The following is an 8,412-nucleotide window of genomic DNA, read 5'->3' on the forward strand; positions in this document are numbered from 1 at the left end:
TTATGCTGCTTTGCGGCCACGCGCGGCAAGCCATGCCTCGGTCAGTCTCTCGAAGCGAGATGCCATGTCGGCAACCGCCTCATCGTCCGACATCTTGCCGGCAAGCCATTGTTCGGCCGCGTTGATGAAGATAGTGCGGCCGACGGCAAAGCCCTTGACGATGGGCGCCTTGGCGGTGGCGGCGAAGGCCGCTTCCAGCTCGTCCTGCGGCGCTTCCAAACCGAGCAGCACAATCCCGCGGCACCACGGATCGTGCTTCAGGATCACCGCCTCGATCTTTGCCCATGCGCCAGCCGATGCCTGCGGTTCGAGCTTCCACCAATCGGGCTTGATGCCGAGTGCGTAGAGTTCCTGCAGCGCGCGCGGGATGGTCATGTCGTCGAGCTTGCCGTGCTTGCCGGCGATGATCTCCACCAGAAGTTCTCTGCCCACTTTCCGCGCGGCCTCGAACAAAGCGCGCAGTTTCTGCTGCTGTTCGGTCTTCAGCTCCGCGGGATCGTCGGGATGATAGAAGCACAGGCATTTGATGCAGTGGTCGACCGGCCATTCGGTCAGCTGCGAACCTATGTCTTGCGAGAACTCGAAGCGAAGCGGCCGCGAACCCGGCAACTCGACCGGCCGGCCGAGCCAGGCGAAGGAATGGTGGACGAATTCGAACATCGCCTCGCGTCCGTATTTTTCGTCGAGCAGCATGCCGTAGCCGGTGCGGCCAGCCGCGACCTTGGCCGCGGCCTTGACGGTCAGCACTTTGAAAGCTGGAATTCGCGACGGATCGGCGCCGGCTTTTGCCGCGACGTCCTCTAGCTGGACGCGGTGGTCGCAGGCGAACGCCATCAGCGAGGGGATGTCGCGCCGGCGCGTGGTCGCCCAATGGATGTGGTTGATCGCCTCGTCCTTGCGCAGCGCCAGATGCTTGCTGCCGTTTTTCAGGAAGAACTGCAATTCCTCGAAAGTCGGGTATTCCGGTGCGCAGAGCAGCCGCGACACGGCAAATGCCCCGCAGGCATTGGCCCAGGTCGCCGCCGTCGCCAGGCTTTCCTCGCCGAGCCAGCCGCGCAGGAAGCCCGACATGAAGGCGTCGCCGGCGCCGAGCACATTGTAGACTTCGATAGGAAACCCCTTGCCGACGATACCGTCCTCGAGATCGTCGCTGATCGGCCCGTCATACACGATGCAGCCCATGGCGCCGCGTTTCAGCACGATGGTTGCCGCCGACAGCGAGCGGATGGCCTTCAGCGCGCTCAGGCAATCGTCTGCGCCCGAGGCGATCATGATTTCCTCTTCGGTGCCGACGATGAGATCGCAATCGGGCAGCACAGTCTTCAGCTGCGCCGAGACGCGGTCGGATTTCACATAGCGCTCAAAGCCTTCGGCGTGGCCGGCGAGGCCCCACAGGTTAGGGCGGTAGTCGATGTCGAACACCACCTTGCCGCCCTTGGCCTTCATGGCACGGATCGCCTTGCGCTGGGCGGCGTCGCTGTTGGGTCGCGAAAAATGCGTGCCGGTGACGACGACCGCGCGTGCCGAAGCGATAAACGCCTCATCGATGTCGTCTTCCGAAAGCGCCATGTCGGCGCAATCGCTGCGATAGAAGATCATCGGCGAGACGCCTTCATCCTCGACCGACAGCAGCACCAGGGCGGTCAGCCGCTCCGGATCGGTCTTGAGGCCTTGGACCGAAACGCCCTCGCGGGTCAGCTGCTCGCGGATGAAGCGGCCCATCTGCTCATTGCCGACGCGGGTGAGCAGCGCCGAGCGCAGGCCGAGCCTGGCAGTGCCGACTGCGATGTTGGCTGGGCAGCCGCCGACCGACTTGGCAAAGGAAGTAATGTCCTCGAGGCGCGAGCCGATCTGCTGGCCGTAAAGATCGACGGAAGCGCGGCCGATCGTGATGATGTCGAGCGGCGCATGTCTCGCTTCCACGGCTTCGCCCATTCGAACCTCCCATCGGCTTTGTTGTCTTGGGTAACACGCGCGAGCGGCAGCGTGGCGCCGGCAATATGAAATAATAATTCCAATCCATAGTCAATATGGAACGAGCATTCCCAAGGCTGAAAAGTGCTGTGCAAGGCTCGCGCGTTCAGAAACTTTGAAGTTAGACGAACGTCAAGGGTCTACCACTGACACCTGCTGATTTACCAAGGAAGCGGGCCATCATCGGTGAAGTACCCGGCGGTCGGGCCATCAGCGTCCAAGGTCGCCAGGTGAATGACGATCTCGGCCGCCTGCTGCACCGTGCGATGACCTTTATACCCGTTGAGATCGGTGGCGGTGTAGCCGGGCGCCGCGGCGTTGACCTTGATACCTTGGGGCGCGAGCTCCCTGGCGAAGGCCACCGTGATGGCGTTCAAGGCTGTCTTGGAGCTGCCGTAGCCCATCATGTTGACGGCGTGGTTTGCGGTGGCGGGATCTAGCGCCCGGCCGATGGACCCGGTGGAGCTGCTCACCATCACGATCCGGGCAGCAGGTGCCGCCAGCAGCAGCGGCAGGAATGCCTGGGTCACGCGGATCGGGCCGAAGACATTGACGTCGTAGGTGGCCTGGATGTCGGCGATCCGCTGCTGGCTCGGCGGCAGGTCGTAGTTGATGGCGACGCCGGCGTTGTTCACCAGCACGTCGAGGCAGGGGCTGGCCTGCCTGAATGCCTCGGCTGCCGCCTTCACACTGTCATCCCGCGTGACGTCCAGCTCAAGCCACTCCACGTCGAGGCCTTCGGCGCGCAATGCCTGCGCCGCCGCCATGCCGCGTTCGGCGTTCCTGGCGCCGAGCCAGACCTTGAAGCCCATGGTCGCCAGTCGCCGGGCGATTTCACGGCCTATACCCTTGTTGGCGCCGGTCACCAGCGCGGTCTTCGAAGTCGTCATATCGGTGTCTCCATTTTTCTTGTGGAAGACCCACAAATGGCGCGAGGCAGCGGGCGCCGCGCGCCGGAAATTCTCAGGCTCTTGCCTAATCCTCTCACGCAGTTGCGCGGCCGGCGTGAATGCGCGATGCTGGCGCAATGAGCGAGGCGCTGCAGGAGTTGATCGAGATCGCCAGCCGCCATGCGCGCGGGCGACGAACAAGAACGGCCGTTCCCCGCGTTTCGATCGGCCGCAGCGAAGTTGCCACGGCGCCAATGCCAGGGGTGTGGGGGTCGGGAATCTTATTCGTATTGCAGGGCGCGAAAACGGTCCTGATCGGCGACCGGACCCTTCGTTACAATCCGGCCAGCTATTTCATCTACACTGTCGAGACGCCTACCATCAGCCAGATAGTCGAAGCGAGCGCCGCGCGCCCTTACCTGGCCATTGGCTTGACCCTTGACCTGCAGGCCGTCGCCGCGCTCCTCGTTGAGCACGGGCCGACCCTCAGTGGCGACAGTTTCTCCACCTCTCCCGTTGATGACGACCTGCTCGACGCGTTGCGTCGAATGATGCGGCTGCTTGACCGGCCAGCGGAGATTCCCGTGCTCGCGACCATGCTCGAGCGGGAGATGCTGTTTCGGCTCCTGCAAGGCCCCCAGGGCGGAAAGCTTCGTGAACTTGCGCGCGCCGATGGCCATCTGTCCCGGATTGGCCGGGCGATCGCCTGGATCCGTTCGCATCCCCATCAGCCGGTCCGGGTCGGCGATCTGGCCGAGATCGCCCGTATGAGCAGTGCTGCGTTTTATCGTCACTTCAAGGCGGCGACGGCCATGAGCCCAATCCAGTATCAAAAGCAAATCCGCTTGCTGGAAGCCCGCCATTTGCTGATTGCCCAGCCGGGCAACGTGGCGCGTGTCGCCTTCGCTGTCGGCTATGAGAGTGCTTCCCAGTTCAGCCGGGAGTATGCCCGCCAGTTCGGATCGCCGCCCGCCCGCGACGCAGCGCGGCTTTTGACAGGAGGCGAAACGGCAATAGAGGTGATCTAGTGGTGAAAGCCTAACGCTTGGTACCCGCAATGAACGGCAAGATCCGACCCTGTGCTGCCCTTAAATCTTCTGCTGGAAGGTCGTGATTGAGCCCGAAGCCGACAATCAAAAACGGAATTGCCTTTCAATAAGTTGTCCATGCCGGCAGCCGAAATTTCCGCAGCCATCAGGAACCTATCGTGTAATCATCTTCCCATTTCCGGCCGCGCAAGTTCGATGCTTCGGCGGTGCGGATGTGTTATCTAGTTGCTTGTAGGAGTGGGGAGCGCCGATGGAACAGAAACTCTCCGTCATCATGGCCACTGACGTAGTCGGCTACAGCCGGCTGATGGAAATTGACGAGAAAGGTACTTTGTCGGCCCTGAAGAAGCATCGTCAGGAACTATTGGACGTCAAGGTCGCATTGCATCATGGCCGCATCATCAAGCTCATGGGCGATGGCATGTTGGTGGAGTTCCGCGCCGTCGAGGAAGCGGTTCTCTGCGCGGTCGAAATCCAACGGGAGATGCGGACGAGGAACACGAACGTCCGTCGCGATCGGCAAATAGAATTTCGCATCGGCATTAATATCGGCGACATCCTGTTCGAAGACGAAGACGTCTATGGTGACGGCGTAAACGTGGCGGCGCGCATCGAGAGCATCGCCAGGCCTGGGGGCGTCGCGGTCTCGGCATCGGTGCGCGATACTGTGGGCAACCGCTTGTATATCAGCTTCGAAGATGCGGGCGAGCAGGCGTTGAAGAACATTGAACGTCCGCTCCGGATTTTCAATGTCATCATCGATGATGACACGCCATCCAAGCACACGCCCACCGCCCTCATGGCACCGCCGTCGCTCGACGTTCAGGATAATCCTGCTATCGCGTCGAACAGAACGCTTCTCTATGTCTCGAGGTTTGTGAATTTGAGCGGCGATCCCGACCAGGAGTATTTCGCCGCCGGCATAACCGAGGATATCGTTGCCGCATTGTCGCGCTTCTCCGGGTTAAACGTGATCGTTCGCTTGCCTCGTTCAGAGCCGCAACAGAATGCTCCGGCCACGCATTACACTCTTGAGGGCAGCGTGAGGCGGCTCGGCAATCGCGTCCGGGTCAATGCCAATCTGACCAATGCGTTACACGAACACATCTGGGCGGAGAAATACGATTTCGACCTTGTCGATGTGTTCTACATCCAAGACGAGCTGTCCCAATCCATTCCGGCCGCCCTTAACATCAAGATCGAGGAGGCCGAGCGCCACCGTGTTCTCGGCAAACCGCTAACCGCACTGAGGGCATACGACTTTTACCTGCGCGGCAGGCATCTTGAGATGAGCTTGAATCCGGATGACGTCAGACTTGCCAGAGAGATGTTCGTCGCCGCGATCAAGGACGATCCGGGCTACGCGCGCGGATACCTGGGACTCGCCTGGCTCGAGATACACAGGCTGAAATGGAATGAGCGCGTCGATCTGGAAACCACGCTGGCAAGTGCATTCGCTTCGGCGAGCAAAGCCCTTGAACTCAGTCCCTACGACGCCAACGTCCACTGGGCGCTGGGCGTCGTTTACCTCTGGCGGGGGGAAGCTGAAAGAGCAATAGGCTGTTACGAACGCGGCCGCGAGCTTGCGCCCAACAATTGCGATCTCCTCGCCGAATATTGCGATGCCTTGGGCTATCTCGGGCGTCTCGAGGACGCGACCAGAATCGGAGAACTGGCTTTACGGCTCAATCCCAGCCGACCCGACTGGTACCTTTGGAACATTGCGGCCAGCAAATACCTTTCCGGAAACTACCTCGAAGCCCTGTCCCTTTTGGAAAAGATGGCGGATCTTGGTTCCGCCTACCGCTTGCTGGCGGCAACATATGCCCAACTTGGTCGATTGGAGGACGCCCGTCGCGCCGCTAGCGAACTTCTCAAGCTCAATCCGGAATTCTCAATCGAGCGATACAGCTCCCGCGCGCCATATCGGGATAAGGCTCTCCTTGCCCGATACGTCGACGGGTTGCGGCTCGCTGGCCTGCCGGAATGAAACGCTGGGCATTCGTAGGTAAATCACCATCGCAACAAATGACGTGACTTCCGATCGTCCGCAACTGTCCCTTCTTGCCCGTTCAGACCGTCAACGCGAACTCTCCACCCTGAACTTCCCTGTGCGTCGGGTACCAAGCGTCAGGCTTTCACCACTAGGCCTTGCGCTTGCGGCCGCTATCGCGCCGCTTCTCGCCGACGGCGACGGTCAGCGCCATGGCCAAAGCCATCGTCGCCGACAGCGAGCGGAAGCCGGCGAAATCGGCTTCGGCGACCTCGAACCAAACCCTGGCGAATTGGGCGAGCGGCGAAAAGGAGCTGTCGGTAATCGCCACGATCGGCACGCCTTGCTCCGAAATGACGCGCGCCTCTTCGATGGTGGCCGGGGCATAGGGTGAAAAGCTGATGGCGATGACAGCGTCCCTTGGAGAGGCAAAGCCGATCATCTCCGCGTTCAGGCCGGCGGCCGATTCGATCAGCTGGTTGCGAATCCTAAGCTTGCCCAATGCATAGGCGATATAGGAGGCGACCGGGTAGGAGCGCCGCTTGGCCAGCACATAAATGGTTTCGGCCTTGGCCAACACGGCGATCGCATCTTCGAAATGGTCTTCATTCAGCGTGCGCGAAATGTCGTTGAGCGAGGTGCTGGCCGCGGCGACAAAACCGTCGAAAATCGCCCGGTGGCCGGCGCCTTCGTCGGCCTTGGCGCGCAATGCCGCCAGCCTTTCATCGTAGGACGAGTTGCGTTCGCGCAGGCGCTCGCGAAACACCAGCTGCAGGCTGGTAAATCCGTCAAAGCCAAGCTGCTGCGCAAAGCGGATCAGGGTCGAAGGCTGGACACCGGCGGAGGCGGCGATGCTGGCAGCGGTGCCGAAGGCTATATCGTCGGGGTTGTCGAGCGCATAGGCGGCGATCTGGGCGATACGTTTCGGCAGGCTCTGACGCCGCTCCAGGATCGTCGCCCGCAGCGTTTCGAAATCGCGAGGCACCCGTTCGTCCATCGTCGCTCCGCCCAGGCTCATCGTTAGTTCCCTCTGTGCCTCATCATAGCGGGCCTGTGCAAGAACACCATAAAAAATGAGGCAAGCGTTCCATTTGCAAACAAAATGGACTAATTCATCCACATAAGTTTGCACACAGGGAGGCAAGGCAGATGGTCAGGGTAGGTCTTATCGGCACGGGCTTCATGGGCAAGTGCCACGCCATTGCCTGGAACGCGGTCGGCACCGTCTTTCCCGATGTCGACAAGCCAAGGCTGGTCCATCTGGGCGAGGTCAACGAGGACCTTGCCAAACGCCGCGCCAGCGAATTCGGCTTCGCCAAGGCATCCGGCGACTGGCGTGCCGTCGTCGACGACCCGGATGTCGATGTCATCTCGCTGACCACGCCGAACCAGTTCCACCCGGAAATGGCCATCGCCATCCTCGAGGCCGGCAAGCATCTGTGGTGTGAAAAACCGATGGCGCCAAGTTTTGCGGAGGCGCAAGCAATGGCTGCGGCGGCCCAAAAGTTCGGCAAGGTGGCCGCGCTTGGCTATAACTATATTCAGAACCCTGCGATCCGCCATATCGGCGCGCTGCTCGACGAGAAGATCATCGGCGAGGTCAACCATCTGCGTATCGAGATGGACGAGGACTTCATGGCCGATCCGGAGGCGCTGTTCTTCTGGAAGCACGAGGCGGCGTCCGGTTACGGCGCGCTCGACGATTTCGCCGTGCATCCGCTGTCGCTCATTGCCGTACTGTTCGGCCGTGTCGCCCGAGTCATGTGCGACATGGCCAGACCCTACGCCGACCGCCGCGTCGCCTCGGGCGGGCGCCGCGCGGTCGAGACCTATGACATCGCCAGCATCCTGATGCATCTCGAAAACGGCATCGCCGGCACCTTGCTGGTCAACCGCTCGGCCTGGGGCCGCAAAGGCCGGATCGCCATCCAGATTTTTGGTTCGAAGGGCTCGATCCTGTACGACCAGGAGCGGATGAACGAGTTCCAACTCTATCTGACAGCCGACCGGCCGACCGAGCAAGGCTATCGCACCATCCTGGTGGCGCCGCACCATAAGCCTTATGACGCCTTCCTGCCGGCGCCCGGCCACGGCCTCGGCTTCAACGACCTCAAGATCATCGAATGCCGGGAACTTTTGACGCGGCTTGCCGGCAAGCCGGCGCGGATCATCGATTTCGACGAAGGCCTGGAGATCGAGCGCACGGTGCACGCGATGGCGCGCTCGTTCGCGGAACAGCGCTGGATGGAGGTTAGGTAGTAAGCCCGCGCTGGTCTTCCCTTCTCCCCTTGTGGGAGAAGGTGGCCGAGCGAAGCTCGGTCGGATGAGGGTGTTGGACGGATCGCTACAGCGAAGAAATAAGCGCTTAAAATCCCTCAATATTTTTACGCCGAGTTTCTTCCAGCACCCCTCATCCGGCTCGGCGCTGCGCGCCGATCCTCCTTCTCCCACAAGGGGAGAAGGAGAAGTGCTCAGGCGGCTCCAGGACGGTCGGCGATCATGGCGC

The 8,412-nt window shown here is 61.3% G+C and carries 6 protein-coding genes; 3 read left to right on the forward strand and 3 right to left on the reverse strand.

Annotation, left to right across the window (positions count from 1 at the left end; genetic code table 11):
- Positions 1-1,935, reverse strand: a complete 1,935-nt coding sequence (gene iolC / locus E5W70_RS07475; protein WP_292655946.1) for a 5-dehydro-2-deoxygluconokinase — start codon at positions 1,933-1,935, stop codon at positions 1-3.
- A 200-nt stretch (positions 1,936-2,135) separates the two neighbouring features.
- Positions 2,136-2,864, reverse strand: a complete 729-nt coding sequence (locus E5W70_RS07480) for an SDR family oxidoreductase (protein ID WP_292655949.1) — start codon at positions 2,862-2,864, stop codon at positions 2,136-2,138.
- 137 nt (positions 2,865-3,001) lie between these two features.
- On the opposite strand from E5W70_RS07480, the gene E5W70_RS07485 reads away from it, so the two are divergent.
- Positions 3,002-3,892 (forward strand): AraC family transcriptional regulator, encoded by an 891-nt coding sequence (locus E5W70_RS07485; RefSeq protein WP_292655952.1) that lies wholly within the window; start codon positions 3,002-3,004, stop codon positions 3,890-3,892.
- Between the two features lie 271 nt (positions 3,893-4,163).
- On the forward strand, positions 4,164-5,903 hold the full coding sequence (locus E5W70_RS07490; RefSeq protein WP_292655955.1) for an adenylate/guanylate cyclase domain-containing protein: 1,740 nt from the start codon (positions 4,164-4,166) through the stop codon (positions 5,901-5,903).
- 154 nt (positions 5,904-6,057) lie between these two features.
- Here the strand turns inward: E5W70_RS07490 and E5W70_RS07495 are convergent, their stop codons facing one another.
- Positions 6,058-6,903, reverse strand: a complete 846-nt coding sequence (locus E5W70_RS07495; protein ID WP_292655981.1) for a MurR/RpiR family transcriptional regulator — start codon at positions 6,901-6,903, stop codon at positions 6,058-6,060.
- 152 nt (positions 6,904-7,055) lie between these two features.
- On the opposite strand from E5W70_RS07495, the gene E5W70_RS07500 reads away from it, so the two are divergent.
- On the forward strand, positions 7,056-8,165 hold the full coding sequence (locus tag E5W70_RS07500) for a Gfo/Idh/MocA family oxidoreductase (protein ID WP_292655958.1): 1,110 nt from the start codon (positions 7,056-7,058) through the stop codon (positions 8,163-8,165).
- The last annotated feature ends 247 nt before the right edge of the window (positions 8,166-8,412 follow it).

The sequence above is a fragment of the Mesorhizobium sp. genome, assembly GCF_005063415.1.
Taxonomy (GTDB): Bacteria; Pseudomonadota; Alphaproteobacteria; order Rhizobiales; family Rhizobiaceae; genus Mesorhizobium.

Excerpts from the sequence above, each read along its gene's own strand:
- E5W70_RS07500 (WP_292655958.1), top strand. The coding sequence starts at position 7,056 with ATGGTCAGGGTAGGTCTTATCGGCACGGGCTTCATGGGCAAGTGCCAC.
- iolC (WP_292655946.1), bottom strand. The coding sequence starts at position 1,935 with ATGGGCGAAGCCGTGGAAGCGAGACATGCGCCGCTCGACATCATCACG.
- E5W70_RS07495 (WP_292655981.1), bottom strand. The coding sequence starts at position 6,903 with ATGGACGAACGGGTGCCTCGCGATTTCGAAACGCTGCGGGCGACGATC.
- E5W70_RS07490 (WP_292655955.1), top strand. The coding sequence starts at position 4,164 with ATGGAACAGAAACTCTCCGTCATCATGGCCACTGACGTAGTCGGCTAC.
- E5W70_RS07485 (WP_292655952.1), top strand. The coding sequence starts at position 3,002 with ATGAGCGAGGCGCTGCAGGAGTTGATCGAGATCGCCAGCCGCCATGCG.
- E5W70_RS07480 (WP_292655949.1), bottom strand. The coding sequence starts at position 2,864 with ATGACGACTTCGAAGACCGCGCTGGTGACCGGCGCCAACAAGGGTATA.